This is a genomic window from Jiella marina (assembly GCF_024359545.1).
GTDB lineage: Bacteria > Pseudomonadota > Alphaproteobacteria > Rhizobiales > Rhizobiaceae > Jiella.
The window spans coordinates 394,882-414,763 of record NZ_JAKQZG010000003.1; the positions used below are offsets into that span (position 1 = coordinate 394,882).

21 protein-coding genes are annotated in these 19,882 nt (G+C 64.8%); 8 read left to right on the forward strand and 13 right to left on the reverse strand.

Annotation, left to right across the window (positions count from 1 at the left end; genetic code table 11):
- Positions 1-60: 60 nt before the first annotated feature.
- Complete coding sequence (locus tag MF134_RS07995; RefSeq protein ID WP_255338899.1) at positions 61-378, reverse strand: DUF1244 domain-containing protein; 318 nt, start codon at positions 376-378, stop codon at positions 61-63.
- Positions 379-653: 275 nt separating this feature from the next.
- Here MF134_RS07995 and MF134_RS08000 point away from each other — a divergent pair, with 275 nt between their 5' ends.
- The 3 genes from MF134_RS08000 to pyk all read left to right on the forward strand — a co-directional run bounded on the left by MF134_RS08000 (position 654) and on the right by pyk (position 3,572).
- A complete protein-coding gene (locus MF134_RS08000; RefSeq protein ID WP_255338900.1) occupies positions 654-1,598 on the forward strand; it encodes a DMT family transporter in 945 nt (314 codons plus the stop codon).
- 70 nt (positions 1,599-1,668) lie between these two features.
- The gene (locus tag MF134_RS08005) at positions 1,669-2,139 is read left to right on the forward strand and encodes a DUF1036 domain-containing protein (RefSeq protein ID WP_457589958.1); all 471 of its coding nucleotides are present in this window, start codon (positions 1,669-1,671) and stop codon (positions 2,137-2,139) included.
- Complete coding sequence (gene pyk, locus MF134_RS08010; protein WP_255338901.1) at positions 2,136-3,572, forward strand: pyruvate kinase; 1,437 nt, start codon at positions 2,136-2,138, stop codon at positions 3,570-3,572. The genes MF134_RS08005 and pyk overlap by 4 nt, the downstream gene beginning before the upstream one ends.
- A 141-nt stretch (positions 3,573-3,713) precedes the next feature.
- Here pyk and MF134_RS08015 read toward each other — a convergent pair whose 3' ends face one another.
- The 3 genes from MF134_RS08015 to ykgO form a co-directional block, all read right to left on the reverse strand.
- Positions 3,714-4,169 carry a hypothetical protein gene (locus tag MF134_RS08015; RefSeq protein WP_255338902.1) on the reverse strand — a complete coding sequence of 152 codons (456 nt, stop codon included), beginning with the start codon at positions 4,167-4,169 and terminating at the stop codon, positions 3,714-3,716.
- 308 nt (positions 4,170-4,477) lie between these two features.
- Positions 4,478-5,263 (reverse strand): tetratricopeptide repeat protein, encoded by a 786-nt coding sequence (locus MF134_RS08020; protein WP_255338903.1) that lies wholly within the window; start codon positions 5,261-5,263, stop codon positions 4,478-4,480.
- A gap of 149 nt (positions 5,264-5,412) precedes the next feature.
- Positions 5,413-5,538: a type B 50S ribosomal protein L36 gene (ykgO, locus tag MF134_RS08025; protein WP_229154763.1), complete on the reverse strand. Its 126-nt coding sequence runs from the start codon at positions 5,536-5,538 to the stop codon at positions 5,413-5,415.
- A 472-nt stretch (positions 5,539-6,010) separates the two neighbouring features.
- Between ykgO and MF134_RS08030 the strand changes: the two genes are divergently transcribed.
- Positions 6,011-7,402, forward strand: a complete 1,392-nt coding sequence (locus MF134_RS08030; RefSeq protein WP_255338904.1) for a ChaN family lipoprotein — start codon at positions 6,011-6,013, stop codon at positions 7,400-7,402.
- 93 nt (positions 7,403-7,495) lie between these two features.
- Here the strand turns inward: MF134_RS08030 and MF134_RS08035 are convergent, their stop codons facing one another.
- Positions 7,496-8,362: an LOG family protein gene (locus tag MF134_RS08035; RefSeq protein WP_255338905.1), complete on the reverse strand. Its 867-nt coding sequence runs from the start codon at positions 8,360-8,362 to the stop codon at positions 7,496-7,498.
- A gap of 110 nt (positions 8,363-8,472) precedes the next feature.
- Between MF134_RS08035 and dapD the strand changes: the two genes are divergently transcribed.
- Positions 8,473-9,327 carry a 2,3,4,5-tetrahydropyridine-2,6-dicarboxylate N-succinyltransferase gene (gene dapD, locus MF134_RS08040; protein WP_255338906.1) on the forward strand — a complete coding sequence of 285 codons (855 nt, stop codon included), beginning with the start codon at positions 8,473-8,475 and terminating at the stop codon, positions 9,325-9,327.
- A gap of 67 nt (positions 9,328-9,394) precedes the next feature.
- Here the strand turns inward: dapD and MF134_RS08045 are convergent, their stop codons facing one another.
- Entirely contained in the window at positions 9,395-10,393 is a 999-nt protein-coding gene (locus tag MF134_RS08045; protein ID WP_255338907.1) for a hypothetical protein, read from the reverse strand.
- A 234-nt stretch (positions 10,394-10,627) separates the two neighbouring features.
- Between MF134_RS08045 and MF134_RS08050 the strand changes: the two genes are divergently transcribed.
- A complete protein-coding gene (locus tag MF134_RS08050) occupies positions 10,628-11,365 on the forward strand; it encodes a phosphodiester glycosidase family protein (protein ID WP_255338908.1) in 738 nt (245 codons plus the stop codon).
- 144 nt (positions 11,366-11,509) lie between these two features.
- On the opposite strand, the gene MF134_RS08055 is transcribed toward MF134_RS08050, so the two are convergent.
- Genes MF134_RS08055 through MF134_RS08085 form a run of 7 tightly spaced genes read right to left on the reverse strand, consistent with a single transcriptional unit; the run spans position 11,510 to position 17,631 of the window.
- Entirely contained in the window at positions 11,510-12,772 is a 1,263-nt protein-coding gene (locus MF134_RS08055; RefSeq protein WP_255338909.1) for a hypothetical protein, read from the reverse strand.
- Positions 12,766-13,404 (reverse strand): hypothetical protein, encoded by a 639-nt coding sequence (locus MF134_RS08060; RefSeq protein WP_255338910.1) that lies wholly within the window; start codon positions 13,402-13,404, stop codon positions 12,766-12,768. Before MF134_RS08060 ends, MF134_RS08055 begins: the two co-directional genes overlap by 7 nt.
- A gap of 1 nt (position 13,405) precedes the next feature.
- Positions 13,406-14,323 carry a vWA domain-containing protein gene (locus MF134_RS08065; RefSeq protein WP_255338912.1) on the reverse strand — a complete coding sequence of 306 codons (918 nt, stop codon included), beginning with the start codon at positions 14,321-14,323 and terminating at the stop codon, positions 13,406-13,408.
- Entirely contained in the window at positions 14,323-15,276 is a 954-nt protein-coding gene (locus MF134_RS08070; RefSeq protein ID WP_255338913.1) for a VWA domain-containing protein, read from the reverse strand. The genes MF134_RS08065 and MF134_RS08070 overlap by 1 nt, the downstream gene beginning before the upstream one ends.
- Before the next feature lie 3 nt (positions 15,277-15,279).
- Complete coding sequence (locus MF134_RS08075) at positions 15,280-15,696, reverse strand: hypothetical protein (protein WP_255338914.1); 417 nt, start codon at positions 15,694-15,696, stop codon at positions 15,280-15,282.
- Positions 15,686-16,609 carry a DUF58 domain-containing protein gene (locus MF134_RS08080; RefSeq protein ID WP_255338915.1) on the reverse strand — a complete coding sequence of 308 codons (924 nt, stop codon included), beginning with the start codon at positions 16,607-16,609 and terminating at the stop codon, positions 15,686-15,688. Before MF134_RS08080 ends, MF134_RS08075 begins: the two co-directional genes overlap by 11 nt.
- Positions 16,609-17,631, reverse strand: a complete 1,023-nt coding sequence (locus MF134_RS08085) for an AAA family ATPase (protein ID WP_255338916.1) — start codon at positions 17,629-17,631, stop codon at positions 16,609-16,611. Before MF134_RS08085 ends, MF134_RS08080 begins: the two co-directional genes overlap by 1 nt.
- 193 nt (positions 17,632-17,824) lie before the next feature.
- Here MF134_RS08085 and MF134_RS08090 point away from each other — a divergent pair, with 193 nt between their 5' ends.
- Together MF134_RS08090 and MF134_RS08095 are read left to right on the forward strand one after the other, a co-directional pair.
- On the forward strand, positions 17,825-19,219 hold the full coding sequence (locus tag MF134_RS08090; RefSeq protein ID WP_255338917.1) for a histidine kinase: 1,395 nt from the start codon (positions 17,825-17,827) through the stop codon (positions 19,217-19,219).
- The gene (locus tag MF134_RS08095) at positions 19,216-19,878 is read left to right on the forward strand and encodes a response regulator (RefSeq protein WP_255338918.1); all 663 of its coding nucleotides are present in this window, start codon (positions 19,216-19,218) and stop codon (positions 19,876-19,878) included. The genes MF134_RS08090 and MF134_RS08095 overlap by 4 nt, the downstream gene beginning before the upstream one ends.
- Positions 19,879-19,882: the final 4 nt, after the last annotated feature.

The following is a 19,882-nucleotide window of genomic DNA, read 5'->3' on the forward strand; positions in this document are numbered from 1 at the left end:
CATGGTGAGGCCCCGGAGCGATCGCCGATCCGTCCTCGCCGAGGCCTGGCCGTATCGTCCTCAATGGCCCGTCTTGCCACCGGGATTGGCATCGGCGAAGGCTGCCTGGGCCTGCGGTGAGGCCTCACGCTGGTATTTCTCGCGCCATTCTTGATAGGGCATGCCGTAGACGATCTCCCGCGCTTCTTCTTTTTGGAGGTCGATCCCTTCGTTCTCGGCCGCCTCGCGATACCAGTTGGACAGGCAGTTGCGGCAGAAGCCGGCCATATTCATCAGATCGATGTTCTGAACGTCCGTGCGCTCGCGCAAATGGTCGCGCAGCCGGCGAAATGCCGCGGCCTCGAGAGCCTGGCGCTGTTCGTCGCTGATGTTCGTCATGGGTCTTCGCTCTCCTGGCTCGTTTGGTCTCAGGGCGGATATCGAACCGCTCGGGCGCTGCATCAAGCCCGGATCGTGGCCGCCATGTCCTTGGCTGCGCGTTTGTCCTGCGGCGAGGAAGACTTTGCGCCGTTCCGTGTTTGCGCCTATGGCTTCAAGGAGAAGATCTTCTCCCACATGGGTTTGTCGTGTCCGCCGAGCCTTCCGAAGGCCTAACCTGCCGCGTTGATGTCGCGCTGTCGACGCCGCAAGCCTCTGCGCCCGGCGCGGCTGTCGTGGCAATTTCGGCCGGCACGGCGCTGGCGCTTCTCGTGCTGGGCGCGATGGCCATGGCGATTTCGCCGGTCTTCGTGCGCAACGCAGAGGTCGGACCGTTCGCCAGCGCCTTCTGGCGCGCCTTCGGCTCGCTCCCGCTGCTCTTTCTTTGGGCCGCCTTCGAGATGCGACGCCAGAGACGTTTGCGACGCGACCGACGGGAAGTCGCGTCGCCACGGATCAATCCGAAGGCCGTCTTCCTGGCGGGGGCATTCTTTGCCGGCGACCTGATCTTCTGGCATCTGGCGATCGTCCACACCTCGATCGCCAATGCGACCTTCTTCGCCTGTCTTGCGCCGATCTGGGTGGCGCTCCTGTCGCGCCTGACGATCGGCGAGGCGGTCTCGCGGCGCACGCTCAAGGGCTTGGCACTGTGCCTGCCGGGGGCGGCGCTTCTGGTCCTGCATTCGGGGTGGGGCGGAGGGACGATGCTGGGGGATGCCTACGGGCTGACGACCTCGCTCTTCTTCGGTCTCTATTTCCTCGCGGTGCGGGAGGCCCGCCGCGGCCTCAGCGCCGGCACCACGACCTTTTTCCTGACGATCGTCACCGCGGCCGTTCTGTTCGTGGCCGCAATTCTCTCCGGCAATGCGCTCCTGCCCGACACGACGTCCGGCGCGCTCAATCTCGCGGCGCTCGGCCTTGTCAGCCATGCGGGCGGGCAGGGGCTTCTATCAGTTGCGCTCGGTGTGTTATCGGCCTCCTTCTCTTCCCTCGTCATTTTCGTGGAAGCTGTCGCGGCCGCGTTGTTCGGGTGGATATTCGCAGGGGAGGCGGTCGGCCTCTCGCAAGTTCTCGGTGGTTGTCTGATCCTTGTTGGAATCTTCATCGCCCGCCCGAAACGCGAAGCCGCGGGTGTCACGCAAATGAACGACGCCTCATGCGATACGCCGGGTGCTCGTTGACTCGATTCGAAGCTGTGCGAAGACTACGGAACTGAGGATCGATGTTCGGGATACTATCGGGAACGGCCAAATGAAGTTCAGCGGTTCGAGGAGAACGAAGCTTTGGGTGGGTCGCGCGCTGGCCATCGCCGCGGCAATGGTCGTGATGCCGATGTTGTCGGCGACATCGGCGAAGGCCGATTTCCGGGTCTGTAACGGCACCCAGTCGCTGGTCGGGGTCGCGATCGGCTATCGCGCCGAGGCGGGCTGGACGACGGAAGGCTGGTGGCGCATCCCGGCGACGACCTGCAAGTCGATCATCGAAGGGCCGCTGTCCTCCCGATTTTACTATCTTTATGCCGAGGACGCGGATGGCCGCAGCCGCTGGGCCGGGCCGATCAACCTCTGCATCGCGGAGAACGAATTCAAGATCACCGGTGTCGAGGAATGCCTGAAGCGCGGCTATCAGCGCATGGGCTTTCGTGAATACGACACGGGCGAACAGGCAAGTTGGATGGTCCAGCTGACCGAAGCACCACGGACGGAATCGGGGACAGAATGAAGCGAAATCGCAGGGTCAAGATCCTGGCGACGTTGGGGCCGGCCTCCTCGTCGGAAGAGATGATCCGGAGCCTGCACGAGGCGGGCGCGGATGTCTTCCGGATCAATATGAGCCATGCCGATCACGACCTGATGCGCACGCTTGTCGCGCGGATCCGCAAGGTCGAGGCGGATGTCGGCCGTCCGATCGGGATCCTCGCCGATCTGCAGGGACCGAAGCTCAGGGTCGGCCGTTTCGCGGAAGGCAAGGTCTCGCTCAAGATCGGCCAGACCTTCACCCTCGACGACAATCCCGAACCCGGCAATGCGGAGCGCGTGTACCTGCCGCATCCCGAAATCCTCGAAGCGGTCGAAGTCGGTCACCGTCTCCTGATCGATGACGGGCGACTGCAGCTCGAATGCGTGGCGACCGACAAGACGCGGATCGAGTGCAAGGTCGTCGCCGGCGACACGATTTCCGACCGCAAGGGCGTCAGCCTGCCCGACACGACCCTGCAGGTGGGCGCGCTGACCGACAAGGATCGCGCCGATCTCGACGCCGTGCTCGCTGCCGACGTCGATTGGGTGGCACTGTCCTTCATCCAGCGGCCGGACGACCTCGCCGAGGCGCGCAAGATCGCTCGCGGGCGGGCATGGCTGCTGGCCAAGGTCGAAAAGCCGCAGGCCGTGGATCGCCTCGACGAGATCATCGAACTGTCCGACGCGATCATGGTCGCGCGCGGCGATCTGGGCGTCGAACTGCCGCTGGAAGCGGTTCCCGGCATTCAGAAGCGCATCACCCGTGCCTGTCGCCGGGCCGGCAAACCCGTGGTCGTGGCGACCCAGATGCTGGAATCGATGATTTCGGCGCCGGTGCCCACCCGCGCTGAAGTCTCCGACGTGTCGATCGCCGTCTATGAAGGCGCCGACGCGATCATGCTGTCGGCGGAATCGGCCGCAGGGCAATATCCGATCGACGCGGTGGCGACGATGGACCGCATCGCCCAGCGCGTCGAGAAGGACCCGCTCTATCCCGGCATCATCTTCGCCCAGCGTCCCGAACCGGAGGCGACCGGGGCCGACGCGGTCTCGCTCGCGGCACGGCAGATGGCCGAGACACTCGGCGTTTCCGCGATCGTCACCTATACCGCGACGGGTACGACGGGCCTGCGCACGGCCCGCGAACGGCCGCAGATCGCGATCCTCGCCCTTTGTCCAGTCACGCAGACGGCTCGGCGACTGTCGCTCGTCTGGGGGCTGCACTGCGTCATCACCGAAGACGCACAGGATCTCGACGACATGGTCGACCGGGCCTGCCGCATCAGTGTCGAGGAGAAGTACGGCCGGGCGGGCGACCGCATCATCGTCACCGCAGGCGTGCCGCTCCGCACGCCCGGCGCGACCAACATGCTGCGTATCGCCTATATCGGCTCGGACGGGCTGTCGGCGGTTTGAGCGGATAGGGTGCGGCGGTGACACCCACCCGGCGCTTTGCCTTCGCCAAACGGCACAAGAAAAACCCGGCGTCGGGAGCACCGAGGCCGGGTTCTTTTCTATGTGATGCGCTTTGCGCACCGCCTGAGAGCTGTAGCGGAATTACTGCGCCGAGGACTCCGAGTCGTCCATGTCGCTATCCTCCATGTCCGAGTCATCGGAACCGGACATATTCGAGTTGTTGGAACCGGACATGTCGGAGTTGCCCGAATTCGCGGCATCACCCGATCCGGCGGCGGCTGCGCCATTCTGGCTGGAAGCGCCCATGACGCGGCCCTGAGTGTCGATCATCATGATGACGCGCTCGCCGTCGGGCGTGGTCGCGCTGACCAGATAGGCGGCATCCATGATCGCGGCGTCGGAATAGCCGGCGCTCTTGAGCGCGCTCAGAACTTTGTTCTGCGAAGCCACCATGTCTTCGGTGGACATGCTGGACTGCGACGAGGACTGGTTGGTCGCGGTCTCATTCGTCGCCGCGTCCGTGTTGTTATCCGATTGCGCAAAGGCAGGTGCGGCAGTGAATGCAAGCATCGTGGTCGCGAGAATCGTCTTTTTCATCGGATTTCCTCCTCAGGAATTTATAATCTACTTGCTGGTCACGCCTCTGCCGCGTGACTTCGCAAAGATAACCATGAGGGTGGGGAGACGTTCCTGAACGAATGTTGCCGAAACATTACGAGCGCTTAGCTTGGCAATTATCATCTGCTTTGGTTCGTCGGCAATCATATCGTATTCGCGGGGCAAAAGGGGCAATCGGCACGGGGGAGAAGCCGAGGCTTCGAGTTGGCCGACACGGATCGGTCTGAGGCGCGATCACACGCCGGTGCCCTCTCCGTGAAACCGCCGGCGGCGCCACAAAGCACTCGTCAGATGGCTGGACCTGTCAGTTCCTCGGAGAGCTTGCCCACCGCATCCTGGGCGGATTTGAGGGCCGGATAGACCTCCAGGACACGCATGTAGGTCTCCAGCGCCTTCTGGTCCTCGTCGAGCCGTTGCAGAATCATGGCAAGGCCCATCAGCGCCCCCCAGTGGCGCGGTTCGCGGGCGAGCGTCTGTTCGATATCGGCCAGCGATTTGCCCCAGCGATCCATGCCGAAGTTCAGAGTCGCCCGGCGGTTCCAGGCCTCTGCATAGTCCGGCTTGAGAACGAGCGCCTGGTCGAGCAGGTCGAGAGCCGCGACGTTCTTCTTCTCGGACATCGCTTTGGCGGCGCGCTGCATCAGAAGGTCGATCGTCGCGCTGCCGGAACGCCGCCATGTGCGCTCGATGCGCGAGGCGATGCGGCGCGCCTTCTGCGGGTCGGCTTCCTGGCGCAATTCCGAAAACAGCCGATCGATCCTCTCCGCTCTTGTCTCCTTCGATCGATCGACCTCCTCATCCTCCTGGGCCTGATCCATCGGCGAATCGTCGATCGCCTCGTCGTCAGGGGAGGGAGCGCTGCCGAAAGCGTCCGGGGAGGTCTCGGGCTCTGCGTCAGGGGCGGGGATCACCATGGGCGGCGAGTCGCCTGGCGTCGTGTCGTCGCCCGGCATGCCGTCATCGACATCCGGAGCGAGTTCCGGGGCCGGAGGTGCCGCTTCCTGCGCGGGGACGGCGGCAACGGTTCCGAAGCTGATGAGGAGCGCGAGGCTCATGGATGTCGCGATACGCATGGGGAGGAGATTCCCCGATCGCCTGAAGGGTGTCAATTCACCATTCACGTGAGGCCAAGACGCAAAAAACCTGCCGGGGAGGGTGATCGCCCGACAGGTTTTTTAAGCGTTTCGCGCAAACTGCTCGACGGCAGTCCGAAGCCGAAGCTTCAGCCTTGGCGCGCCTTGAAGCGGGGCGCCTGCTTGTTGATGATGTAGATGCGGCCCTTGCGCCGAACCATGCGGTTCGCACGGTGACGGGACTTGAGTGCTTTCAGGGAATTCTTGATCTTCATGACTTCACCGGATCGATCGTCGCGACGATCGGGTCCTTCCGTTCCGCCGCACAAGGTTGGCGACGCGCCATCGCGGGCACGTCAAATGATGATGCGCCGCAGATAACGAGGCTTTGCCGCATTGTCAATTCGCCGCGCCGGCTCGGATGAACGGGGAATTTCGATCATGCCACGCGGATGTCGAGACGCTACGGACAGGCCTGGACGGCCTGAATGCGCCTGGACAATGCGAATATGACTGGCAGAGAATCGCCGATGATATTCCGGCGTGACGCGCTGCCGTCACCACGATGCCTGCGACCGAGGCTTACTCCAGGCTGTCGCGATGGAAGCGCGTGCGATAAAATTCGACCATGAGGGCATTTTGCAATAGTTTTGCCACAAGCTGGCGTCAGCTTGGTGGCTACAAGGGGGCGGATCGATTGGGGAATCGGTTCGATCGCTCATGGAAGCAAGACTGGGGGCAATCGTTTTGAAACGACGCGACTGGGTGATCCCGTCAGTGGTAACCGTCCTGGCAGGTCTGGGCTATGCGGTGGCCGACGGCGTTGTCGCGACGCCGGAACAGGACGTACCGGATGCGGCCGAAAAGGCAGAATTTGTGCCCCCGCGCCCTTCCGATCGGGTCTCGCTCGGTTATCGCAAGAAGGATGTCGACGCCGATTTCGAAGAGGTTCGCGTCTCGACGGTCGAGCCTTTCGCCGATCTGCCCGCAATCGACAGGCAGATCGTCGCGTCGGTCGCCGTCGAACAGGATGCGATGCCGGCCTCTGCGGCCGGTTTTGCTCCGGCAGACGACTTCCCCCAGACTTCGTCGAAAGAGAACGCCAGCGCTCTTCTGAAGAGAGTCGCAGAAGCCGGCAACAAGGCGGCCAGCGAGATGGGCGCAGCCGAACGGCCTTTCGAGACAACGCCGCTGGCAACACGGCTTCTCGATGCTGAAAAGCCGGCCTGGCAGTCCCGCTTTTATGCTGACAACCCCCTGGTCGGCGGCATCTTTCACGGCGATGGGCGGCAGACCGACGCGGCGTCGCTGATCGGCGCGGCGAAAGCTGCGCGTTACGTCCTCCTGGGCGAGACGCACGACAATCCGGATCATCATCGCCTGCAGGCAGACATCGTCGACGATCTCGCCGCCGATGCCAGCGTCACCATGTCGCTCGTCTTCGAGATGATTCCGCAGAATCTCGGCGAAGCGGTCGCGGGATTTGGAACCGGACGCGCCAATTCGGTCGATCTGGACGGGCTCGGCCAGCGACTGGAATGGGCCGAGCGCGGCTGGCCGGATTACTCCATGTACCGGCCATTGTTCGAGACGGCCAAGCGCGAAGGCATCGCCGTTCGCCCAGGCAATCTGGACGCCGAAGCCGTCCGCGCCATCGTGCGCGATGGCCTCGAAAGCCTGTCACGGGCCGAGCGTGAGCGGCTGTCGCTCGATCGCCCCGCCGATCCGGCGATTCTCGACGCCATGGCCGAGACCGTCCGCCAGGCCCATTGCGGCCTGATGCCAGACGTTGCGATCGCGCCCATGGTCGGTGCGCAGCGCGCCCGGGACGGAGCGCTTGCCGCGGCCATGCTCGAGGCGGCGGAAACCACCGACAAGGCAGTTCTCATCGCCGGTTCGGGCCATGTGCGGAACGATCGGGCCGTGCCGTCGATCCTGAACGAGACGGATCCGCAGTCGGGTTCGATCTCGGTTCAGATGCTGGAAGTTGCGGAGAACGAGGAGCAGCCGTCGGACTACGGCCTGCGCTCCGAAGCGCCGGCGCCCTTCGACTTCACGATCTTCACCCCCCGTGGCGACCTGACCGACCATTGCGCCGAGCTGCGCGAGCGCATGGCCGAGCAGAATCCGACGGATTGATCCGACGCGCCTGATTTTGGCGCTCGCCTCGATCGGAGATCCCGCTCGTTACAGGGCGGGATGAAGGTCCAGGAGCTGGGGCCTCCCCCTCTCCTATTTGCCCGGCGCAAATCCATAGAACCGGGCAATCGCCTCCCATCCATCCTCGGCGGTCTCGGTAAAGGTGATCAGGTCGAGATCTTCCGGTGCGATCGTGCCTTCTTCCGCCAGGACGTTCAGGTTCAAAACCCGCTTCCAGAAACGCGCGCCGAAGAGGATGACGGGAATTCTCTGCATCCGCCGCGTCTGGATGAGCGTCAGCGCCTCGAACAACTCGTCCATCGTCCCGAAGCCGCCGGGGAAGATCGCCATCGCCTTCGCCCGCAGGAGGAAATGCATCTTGCGGACCGCGAAATAGTGGAAGTTGAAGCACAGCTCCGGCGTCGCGTAGCGGTTCGGCTCCTGTTCGTGGGGCAAGGTGATGTTGAGCGAGATCGACGGTGCACCGACGTCGTTCGCGCCGCGATTGCCGGCCTCCATCACACCGGGTCCGCCGCCCGTGACGATGACGAATTCCTTGCCGCCGGACGATGTCGCCGAATGCCGCGACGCGATCTGGGCGAAACGGCGCGCCTCGTCGTAGAAATGCGCATTCGCTTCCAGGTTCTTGCGCTGGGTCTCGTTCTTCGCGGCCCAGGCCGCCTGTCCGGGCGCCGGGATGCGCGCGCCGCCGAACAGCACGACCGTGGAAAGAATACCGGCTTCCTGAAAGGCAAGCTCCGGCTTCATCAGCTCGAGCTGGAGGCGCACGCCCCGCGTTTCCTCGCGCGTCAGGAAATCGTCGTCGTCGAAAGCCAGCCGATAGGTGGGCGATCGCGTCTGCGGCGTCTGGCCATATTGCCCGGCCGCCTCCTCGCGGTCCCGGCGCGAGCTCGGGAAGGGGTCCCAGCCATGCTTGTTGCGATGTTCGTCGGATGACATGCGCGCGGCGGTCCTCGATTGACCTTCTGAGAGGCAACAACTAGGGTCCGCGCCAGTTTCGACAGGGCCGGCAAGCGGCCTGTTTCCCAGATATCCAACGGAGCCTGCCGATGACCGCGCCCGACCGCGCCGCTCTCGAATCGACCATCGAACGCGCTTTCGACGAGCGCGACAGCGTGACGCCTTCGACCACCGGCGAGGTGCGCGATGCGGTCGAAACCGCGCTTGAAATGCTCGATTCCGGAGAAGCACGGGTGGCGAGCCGCGGCGGCGACGGAAACTGGACTGTTCACCAGTGGCTGAAGAAGGCCGTACTTCTCTCCTTCCGGCTGAACGACATGTCGCTGATCGAGGGCGGGCCGGGCGGCGCGGTCTGGTGGGACAAGGTTCCCTCGAAGTTCAAGGGCTGGGACGAAAGCCGCTTCCGGGAGGCGGGCCTGCGCGCCGTGCCCGGCTCGATCGTGCGCCGCGGCTCCTTCATAGGGCGGAACGTCGTCCTGATGCCGTCCTTCGTCAATCTCGGCGCCTATGTGGACGAGGGCTCGATGGTCGACGGCTGGGCGACGGTCGGCTCCTGCGCCCAGATCGGCAAGAACGTGCACCTGTCCGGCGGCGTCGGCATCGGCGGCGTCCTGGAGCCTCTGCAGGCAGGCCCGACCATCATCGAGGACGACTGCTTCATCGGCGCGCGATCCGAAGTGGTCGAAGGCTGCATCGTGCGCGAAGGCTCCGTCCTCGGCATGGGTGTCTTCATCGGCAAGTCCACCAAGATCGTCGACCGGACCACCGGCGAGGTCTCCTACGGCGAAGTACCGCCCTATTCGGTGGTCGTCGCGGGTTCGATGCCGGGCAAGCCGATGGCCAACGGCGCGCCGGGGCCGAACCTCTACTGCGCCGTGATCGTCAAGCGCGTCGACGAGAAGACCCGCTCGAAGACCTCGATCAACGAGCTGCTGCGGAGTTAAAGTCTGAGCTCGAATTTAGCGCCGAACGGGCGGTACTCTCTCGAGAGCTGTCCGCTCGGTGTCCCTATCAGCTGCCTGATATGCCCGATGTCGTCGTCTGTTGGCTGTTAGTCCCGCGGTTTTCCCGTGCATCCTTCGAATTGCTGACGCTGTTTTCGATCTTGGAGAGAACGCCGCCTACTAGGCGCTCGGAGAACCCTGCAAGAAAAGCGATAATAATGGCAGTGTGAGAGAGTTTATTCGAACCAGGCGCAAGTGCGATCTCGTTATTGTTAATTCTTAGCCCAAAGATTCCGCTCTTCAGCAATGAAAATAGAATGATCGCCGACAGTGCGCCAACTGTGGTTCGCAGAACCGCGTCGGCAATATTGTCCCGTTTCTTGAAGTCAGTTGTGATGCTTTTGTTTCGTATGTCGAGTGCAATTGAAAACAATGCTCCCAATACGCCAAAAGTGACTGCGGTAGAGAGTTGCATCTCGCTGAAAACGGCCATTGCTGTGTCTGAATTGTTGAGATGCGCCGCAAGCAGAAATAGGAGCGGGATAATCAGCGATAGATAGATCAAGACGAAGGCGCTAAGAAGAGCCCAGCTCAAATATTGTACTTTGGCCACCGAACGTCGCTCGTCGCTCACATCCTCCTTTAAACCTTCAAGCAACGCAGTTGCACGCTCAATGTCGCCCTCTAGCGCTAACACAAGTGCGTCGGCTGTTCGTCGATCAAAGAGCTTCGCGAGGGCCTGCGCCTTACTCTTTCTGATTGTTTTTCTGCGTTTAGATTTGGAGTTGTCGTCTAAGTTTTCGGTCGAGTTGTTACGCCAGCCATCGATCAGGCCATTGATCTCGCCGCGGATCGGCATGAGAGGCAAGAGCGCTTGTCTCTGTTGAGAGTTGATTTTTTCACCGTCTTTATCCAACTCCGTATCATCAGCAAACTGGACCATTACCTGATCGGCAGCTCGATATACAGCGTATTTGGGAGGGTTGCGGTTGTAGACACAGATAATTTCGACGCCGCGGGAATCTTTCTCGTTCTCGATGATCGAACTTACGGTGGATTGGGACATCGCACAGCAACCTTACTCAGCGTTATATATCATAAGCTCGTCTAGGTTGAGATTGCAATCCAAAATTTAATCACTGACCGTATATGGGTAAGCGAAAGAGGTTTGCGCGGACGGAGTGGATTGGCCGCGCACTGCCCCGAGAGCGAGAAGTTTGTTACGTGTGCAAGTTGGTCCGTAGCGATAGGCTGGGTTATGCTTCCACTGGCAGCTTTGAAATCTACACTGGCGGTTACAGTGGGACTGTTCAGTTGGCTTCAGCAGACTCCGGAGTTGTCCGAGAGCCACACCGGCCTTTGCCGCACCGAGGAAATGGCCGGGGTGGAGTACATTGTCTGTGACGTGCCGCTCGACCGCCATGCGGTCTCATTGCGGGCGGTGGACGAATCGGGCAAGTCCTATCAGACCTTTGCGGCCGTGCGGGAGAGCCTGGGCGGACGTGAAGCCCGGCTCATCATGAACGCCGGCATGTATCACGAGGATCGCCGTCCCGTGGGGCTCGCGGTGCAGGATGGGCGGATGGTCCACGAGGCAGTTCTGGGCACCGGGTCCGGAAACTATTCCATGCGACCGAACGGCGTCTTCTACATCGAGAACGGCCGCGCCCACGTGCGGGAGTCGCAGTGCTATCTCGACGAGGGGCACAAGCCGGAACTCGCCACCCAGTCCGGGCCGATGCTTCTGATCGACGGCGAACTCCATCCGCGTTTCATCGATGGGTCCGACAGCCGCTTCGTGCGAAACGGCGTCTGCGCCCGCGACGAGGGCCGGACGGTGACACTGGTCCTGTCGCGCAAGCCGGTCAATTTCTGGGACTTTGCAGTCTTCTTCCGCGATCGGCTGGATTGCCGGGATGCCTTGTTCTTCGACGGCAAAGTGTCGAGCCTCTATTATCCCGCAGGTGGCATCGACTATCGCCAGGATCGGCTCGGCCCGATGCTGGTGGTGACGGATCGGGATCAGGGGGCGGAATAGCGAGCTGTCTTGGGTTTTGGCAGGCAATGCCGGGGCCGACGGGTAGGCCGATATCCCTGTCGCATGCGTCTTCCCGGCCTTGAGCCGAGTTCCATGCCTCGCGCGCTCAAATATCCGGCTCTTTTGAGAACTCGCGGTGCTTGATCAACGATTCGGCACGGATCGCGGCTCAAAGCCAGGATGACGCCGCGAAGTCGGTGCTTTGTTCTTCAGGGCGGACCGGAACTTCCGATGAATCGCACGCAGGTCGACGGATGATGTGGCAGTCCCGCCATAAAGCTGCGCGTCGATCTCGCTCATGACGGGCTCCGGCGAGAGACCACGGTCGCGCAAGCGCTTCGCGGCGAGCCGTCGATAGCTGGCGGTATCGCCCTGCCAGATCGCCCAGCGCATGGCGAAGTCCTCGCGCCGGGGCAGGAAGCGGGAGACGTCTTCCCGGATCGTTCGCCATGAGCGAAGCCGCCGTTGTGGGATGACGAAGGCGGCCGGCAGCGCGAGGCCGAGAAGGAGGGGAAGCGCCCATGCGAGCGGCCCGCTCTTCGTCTCCGCGGATGACGCCTCCTCGATCGCGGCATAGGCGATGCGCTGGGATGGCAGGACGACGTCGCGCATCTCGCGGCGGGTCATGTCGAACCAGGGTATGTGGAAGGCATCGAGTTCTCCCGGCTGCGATATCGACGGCCGCATGCGCCATTGCCAGCGCACCGTGCCGACCGGGCCATCGGGGGTGAGTTCGGTCGATCGTTCCTCCGGGGCGATGAAGGAGATCAGCCAGGGCGCACGCATCCTGGGCGGGGGCGGCAGGGCTTCCGCGGGCTGACCGACGGCCGTGATGGTGACGGTACGAATGGCGGTGGCGTCGTTGGCAAGCTGCGCCGGATCGACGTTCCACTCGTGCACCAGGGTCACGTCCTTGGCCGGAAACCACCAGCCGCCGTTCGTGGTCGGCTTGGGCGTTATGGTGATGGTCGCGGTCTCGGACACGACGTCGTGGGTGAATCGCGTCCCGTCCCCGGCATCGAGGGTGAGATGATGGCGGAACGGGCCGATCGCAAGTTGCCCCGGCTTTTCGGCATAAAGTGCCAGCCGGCGCTCGACGGTCGTGAACAGGCGTCCGTTCACCCGGTCCTTGGACCAGACGTCGCGGCCGAGCTGGATCCAGGTGAAGTTCGGCAGCTCGATGCCTTCGAACTTTTCCAGCGCGATGAAGGCATCATAGGTGCCGCGCAGCGTCACCAGGATCATCTCCCCGACATAGGGTTCCGGGCTTGCAGCATCGATCTCGACCGAAAGCGTGAGATCGCCGGGATCGACCTTCGGCTGGGCTTGCGCTGGCCCCATGAAGAAAGGGGCGAGAACGAGAGCAAGACAGAGGAGGGCCGACACGCGTTTCAGACCGCCTACCATGCATTGTCCTCCGGCGGGTTGGCGAGGCCGAGATCCTGACGGCGCTCGTATTCGGCCTTGATGCGGCGTTTGAGGTAGAGCGCCGGCTCGTCCGTCAGCGTCGTCAGCCATGCCTCGGTGGCAGCGGTCATGCGTTTGACCCGCGGATCCATGACGCCTCGCTGTTCGGCCAGCGTAAGCCCCTTCAGAATGTCCCGTTCGGTGGCGACAGCGGCCGATTCCTCGCCCAGGACATTGGCCGGCACGCCGTCGATCGAGTTGGACTCCCCGACCACGTCAGGAACGAGCTTCGACAGCACCTCGCGATTGTGGCGAGCGTCGGCGTCGGAGGGCTCGGCAAAGAGCACAGCGTCGAAATAGGCGATGGCATCCGCATACCGCCCGGTCATGGCGAGCGACATGCCCCGATCATAGGTGGCGTCACGGCCGGCGGCTTCGAAAGCCAGATCGGCCTCGCCGTAGCGGCCCGCTTCGAACAATGCGACGCCTCGAGCGTGAGGTGTTTCGATCAGCGATGCGGCAAGGCCCGGCATTTGAAGCGCGAGGGCGAGCCGCCCGAAAGCATCCGGGCCGGCGGCGATCGCGGCGGCGGCAGAGAGCCCGAGACCCACAAGGATGACAGCGGCTCGCATCTCACGTCGCCTTTCGGAAGAGAAGCAGCGCCGGGACGAGGGCGAAGGCCAGGAGATAGCGGCCGAAATCTCGAAAGAACAAGGCGGCGGTGTCGCCCTTGGCGAGCTCGCTTGCCGCCCGGCGTCCGACGCTCTCCGCCAGCGCCACGGGATCGCGCGCTTCGCCGAAGAAACCGTCGCCAAGCTCCGTCAGGCGTTCGAGGCCCGCGTCGTCGGGCTCCGGCATGTCGCCATGGCCGTCTGTCGGTCGAACGAGATAGGCGTTGACGTGGATGCCTTTCGCGGCGAGCGTTTCGGCGCTGTCGAAAGCCTCCTGCGAGAGATTGTCGCCATCGGTGACGAGAATGACGTCGCCGCGCAGAATTTCGGCTTCCTCGAAGATGTGGCCGGCCAGCGTGATAGCCCGATCGGCGCGGCTGCCGGGATTGGGGACGATGTCGGCGCCAAGAACGGCGAGAAGCGGCGACAGGGCCGGCGCGTCGGTGGTGAAGGCGCTCGCCACATAAGCTTCGCCGGCATAGACGATGACCGCAACGGGGCGGCCCGCCGCCTCCTGCAGGATGAGCTGGGTGGCCGCTTGGGCATCGTCGAGGCTGCCGCCCTCGACGATGGATCGCGACAGGTCGAGGGCGATCACGATGCCGTCGAGATTGCGAAAGGTCTGAGGGTTGGCGAGGCGCTTGGCCGGGCCAGTCAAGGAAGCGGCTACGATGACCGCGACCGCAACCGGAATGAACAGCCGCCGCGCCCGACCGGGGACAATGCGGCCGAAGCGCTCCATCGCCCGCATCAGTGCCGGATCGACGGCCTGTTCCCAGGCGCCGAGGCCGCGGGCGCGCCGGAGGGCCAAAACGCCGATGAGCGCGATCAGCGGCAAGGCGAGCAACCACCAGGGGCGAAGCAGAACCAGATCAGCCATCACATCGCCCTGCGGCTGGCGACCAGCACGATCGAGCAGGCCAGCGCGAACATGGCCGGATAGGGCCAGTAGTCGCGCTTCAGCGTGGCCGGGGGCTGGTCGAGGCCGCTCGCCTCCAGGCGATCGATTGCGCGTGCCACGGCTTCGAGGTCGGACGTGTTGCGCACGCGGAAGGTCTCGCCGCCGCTGGTCTCGGCGATCATGCGCAGGGTGGCAGTATCGACGGCGTCGCGGGTCTTCGGCGCGGTTTCGAGATCGGCGGGTCCCAATGCGATGGTGTGGACGGTGACACCGAGACGCTTGGCAAGGCGCGCGACCCCGCGCGGCAGCACTGTGCCCGAGGTGTCGGAGCCGTCCGAAAGGAGGATGACGACGCGCGAGCGTGCTTCGGAGTTCTGAAGTCGCTTCAGGGCGAGCCCGAGACCGCCGGCGATTGCGGTCGATCGACCGGAAATTCCGATGGTCGCCTCATCCACGGCGCGGCTCACGGCGGCGACGTCGAAGGTCAGTGGTGTCGCGGCGTAGGCATCCTCTGCAAACAGGACGAGTCCAACCCGGTCGCCCGCCCGGCCGGTGACGAAACGCTTGGCGACCGCCTTCACCGCATCGAGGCGAGAGACCGTGCGGCCGTCGAGCACGAAATCGTCCCGTTCCATGCTGCCCGACAGGTCGATCGCGAGCACCAGATCGCGGCCTGTGGTCGGCAGTGCCTCGACAGCCTCCAGCCTTTGGGGGCCGGCGAGGGCGGTGATCAGTGCGACCCAGAGGAGGAGCGGGATGACGCGCCGGACGCGGACCCGGATGCTCTGCCGTGCCCCTGTGGGCAGGGCGTGGCCGATCGAGCCGGGCACCAGGAGCGCGCCGGTCACGGCCTCCTTTCCGGGCAGGAGACGCATGGCGAGGAGCGGCAGCGGCAGGAGCAGGAAGACAAGGGGGCTTGCGAAACTCAGCATGGTTCACCCCCGCTGCCGCGATAAGGCAGAGAGGATCGCGGCGTCCATCGCTTCGCAATCGACGGCCGGGTGGGGGCGATAGAGAGCCGTCTCGATCTCTGTCTTGATCACCGCGAGCCGGTCGTTGAGGGGCGCATGGCGGGAGCTGGTAAGAGTCCCCTGAAGCCCTGCGACGACCCTGGCCTGATGGAGAAGCCGCTCGCCGGGAGAAAGGCTTGCGGCTCGTCTGAGCGCCGTCTCGGCCTCGCGGCGGGGCGAGCGTCGCGGCTCGGTGACGGCGTAGACCAGAAGAACGATCAGAAGCCCGCCGAGAACTGCCAATGAAAAGATCGCCAGACCGCCATGCCAGTCGAGCGTGTCGAAGCCAGGGGGCAGACGCACGCGGCGCAATTGGGCGAGAAGATCCGGATCAGCGTCCATCCATTCCCTCCAGCGCTGCGGCGATCTCGGTCCAGTCGCGATCGGCCGGAACGACCCGCACGGAAACGCCCGCTGCGCGCAGACGCTCCACGCGCTCGTCCTGGCGCTCCGCGCGATTGCGACTCATGAAGGCCCAGCCGAGATCTTTGGTCCGGTTGCCGATGATGCGATAGGGATAGGCGCCGGGGGGCGCTTCGGTTTCGAAGCGATCGCGCACCAGAAGAACGGTGAGATCGAAGCGGCGGCTCGCGGCGGCGGCCAGCCGGTCGAAGCTCTCGCCCTCCTCGTCGAGGCCCGTCGCGAGATAGATCGTCGTGCCGCCGAAGGTGCGGGCGAGGGCGGATTCCAGAATGCTCGCCAGGCCCGGCGCATCCGTCGAACCTTCGACCAAACGCGAGGTGGCGGCGTCATGCGCCTTGGCCATTGCGGCCGCGACGGCGGCCATGGCGCGTTCGCGTGGGCGCGGCGGCAGATGTATCATCTCACCGGCACCCGACGCCATCAGGCCGACGCGACCGCCTGATTCGACGACCCGCCAGCCGGCGAGCGCGAGAGCCCCGGCGGCAGCTACCGAGCGCAGGCGCCGGCGCGTGCCCCAAAGCATGGCGGGGCGAAAGTCGGCGACGAGCAGCGCCGCGCGGTCCCGCTCGTCGCGGAAGGTCCGCACATGGGTCTTGGCGGTGCGGGCTGTTGCTGCCGCGTCGATATGGCGGGCATCGTCGCCGTCGGAGAACAGCCGCACATCGACAATCTCCAGGCCGTTGCCGCGCTTCTTTCCGGCAAACCCGCCCGGCCGTCCGGTGGGGCTCAGCGTGCGCGCCGGCATGTTGCGGACGACGTTGCGCAGCGCGAACAGCCGGTCGGCATCGACCCTTGTCGCATCTTCTGCCTGCGGCATCGGCGCGATCGCCATCAGGCAGGCTCGACCCGGTTCAGAAGTTCGGCGACGAGGCTGCGCCCGGTCACTCCGTCGGCACTCGCACGCCAGGTCGGGATGACGCGATGGGCCAGGATGTCCGGCGCGATCTCCGCGACGTCCTCGGGGATGGCGAAGTCGCGGCCGGCGAGAAAGGCCCGCGCCCGGGCGCCGGCTGCCAGCGCCAGCGTGCCGCGGGGCGAGACGGCGTGTTCGATCTTGTCGGCGACCTCGGGTGCCGCCTCATGCCGGCGCGTCGCCATGACGAGGCGGACCACGTAATCCTTGAGGGCGGGCGCGAGATGGATCGCCGCCACCTTTCGTCGCGCTTCCATGACCGTCTCGGCGCTGATCGGTTCGGGAGTGGCCGGCATCTCGCCGGCGCCTTCCTTTTCGACGAGGTCGAGGATGGCGAGCTCCGAGGCGGCGTCCGGCAGGTCGATCATCACATGCATCAGGAACCGGTCGAGCTGGGCTTCCGGGAGAGGGAAGGTGCCTTCGTGCTCGATCGAGTTCTGGGTGGCGACCACCATGAAGGGTTCCGGGAGGCGGTAGGTCACGCCGCCGGCCGTCACCTGCGATTCGGCCATCGCTTCGAGAAGCGCCGACTGCACCTTGGGCGGGGCGCGGTTGATTTCGTCGACCAGCACCAGCGAATGAAAGATCGGCCCCTCGACGAATTCGAAGCGCCCGGCCTCGGGGCGGAAGACCTGCGTGCCGGTGAGATCGGCGGGCATCAGATCGGGCGTGCACTGGATGCGGGAGAAGGAGCTTTCGAGGCCCCCCGCGAGCAGCTTGACCGCTCGAGTCTTGGCGAGTCCGGGCGGGCCTTCGAGAAGCAGGTGGCCGCCGGTCAACAGCGCGATCAGCAGCCGCTCCACCAGGCCGGTGCGGCCGATGAGACCGGCCTCGACCGCCTCACGCAGCCGGGCCAGCGGTTGCGCGGTCGCGCCGGGGTTGGAAGGCGTCGATCCGGCATGCGGGTCGGACGGCACGCGCGATTCGGCGAGCGAATTCATCAATTCAGGACCTCCCTCTCGCCGTGCCTCGAGGTGGTGCCGGACCCCGGCGCGGCGATCGCTCCAATATGCAGGGATCGCACGGAAAGCAAAGCGGCGAACTTCCCCATGATTGCCGGGCAATTTGCCCGAGCCCAGCCGTGTCTGTTGCAGAGCCTGCGAGTTTCGCGCCTATTTGCCGGAACGCCGAAACATGAAGGTCGCCCCCTTGAGCCTTTGGGCCAAACTCGTCATCCGTCTGCTGATTGTCGCGCTTGGAAGTTTCTTCGTCGCGATCGGATGGGTCGTGGCTGATACGACGGCTGCGATTCGCAGCGATCTCGCGGGCACCGAGGCCCGCATCTCCTACCAGCTCGAACGCATGCACCGCTCCGGCAACGGCAATCCGCCGCCCGATCTCGATCTCTTCCGGCAAGGCGCTATCGAGATCGTTCTGGTGATGGCACCCGGGACCTGCGCGGTGTTCGATCGCAGACAGGTCGGCTTTTCCGATCGCCGTCTGTGCGCGGGATGGAATGTCTTCGGCGAAGTGGCGCCGGGCTGGTTTCGCCGGGCGGTGACGGGCTTCGTCGGACCGTTCGAGCCGATCGAGAAGGAGGTGCCGATCATCGGTGCGGCCGATTACCATCTGCGCACCAGCTACGACCCGGTGGCGGCCGTCACGCGGATCTGGCAGCAGGTGCGGATCGCGAGCGGCCTCTCGGCGGGACTTGCCATCGCGATCGCGTTGATCTCCGCCCTCGTGGTGACGCGGACGCTGCAGCCTGTCTCGCGGCTCGTGAGGGGCCTGCGGGCGTTGGAGGCGGGGGAGTTGAAGAGCCGGCTGCCACGATCCGGCACGCGGGAGTTCGACCGGATCGCCGGCGCGATCGATGATCTCGCGGCACGGCTCGAAAGTTCGGTGGAAGACCGCAAGCGGCTGATGAAGCGGCTCTTTGCCGTGCAGGAAGAGGAACGCCGGAATCTCGCGCGCGACCTCCACGACGAATTCGGCCAGTGCCTGACCGCAGCCGGGGCCCTCGCTGCCTCGATCGAGGGCGAGGCGGGGCGCGACAAACCCGGCATCGCCGGTGACGCGCGGGCGATCGCGCGCATTCATCAGCGCATGATGGCGACCCTGCGAGGTGCATTCACCCGGCTGAGGCCGCCGGATCTGTCGGAAATCGGCATGGCCGCTTCGCTCGACGCGTTGATCGCGGAGTGGAACGCGAGCGTCGCTGGACGAACGCGCTTCGAGCTTCGCGCGGGCGAGGGGCTCGACGCAATTCCCGACGATGTCGCCATCGCGGTCTATCGCGTCGTGCAGGAAGGGCTGACCAACGCCGCGCGGCATGCCGAGGCGCGCCATGTTCTGGTCGATGTCGACGTTTCGCCGACAGGTCGCGGACCGACGATCGAGGTCGTCGTGACCGATGACGGCATTGGCGACGAGGCCGGTGGTTTCCGCAATGGCGGCTCGGGTCTGATCGGCATGCGCGAGCGGGTGTCGGCCGTCGACGGCTCGCTGGAGATCGTGACGGATCGTGACGGCACGCGCATTGCCGCCTCGATCCCACTCGCCGCGCCGCCCGCCCAGGTGGCGGCATGACGGCGCGCACGATCATGCTCGTCGACGACCACCCGGTCGTGCGCGAGGGCTATCGCCGGCTGATCGAAAGCCGCGGCCGCTGGCGGATCGTCGCCGAGGCCGACAATGCAGGGGAGGCGTACCGCCTCTATCGCGAAGCGGAGCCCGGCCTCGTGGTGATGGACCTGTCCTTGCCGGGCGTCGGCGGACTCGAGGCGCTGCGCCATATCCGGCAATGGGATGCGGCGGCGAAGATCCTGGTCTTCACCATGCACCAGAACCCGGCCTATGCGCTGAAGGCCTTCGAGGCGGGCGCGCTCGGCTATGTCACAAAGAGCAGCGACCCGGGCGAACTCCTGAAGGCGATCGAGACGGTGGCGCTCGGCCGGCGGGCGCTGAGCCCGGACATCGCCCGCACTCTGGCGGAGGACCGGCTGGAGGGAGGGCAGAACCCGCTCGACGGTCTCAGCCCGCGCGAGACGGAGATCCTGCGGCTGATCGCACTCGGCATGACCGATGAGGCGATTGCCGACGGCCTCGCCCTCAGCCTGAAGACGGTGCAGAACAACCACTACCGCATTCGCGCCAAGCTCGGCGCGCGCACGGATGCGCAGCTCACCCATGTCGCGCTGAAGAGCGGGCTCGTCACAATCGAAGGCGGGCCGGTGGAGGCCGAGTGAGGCC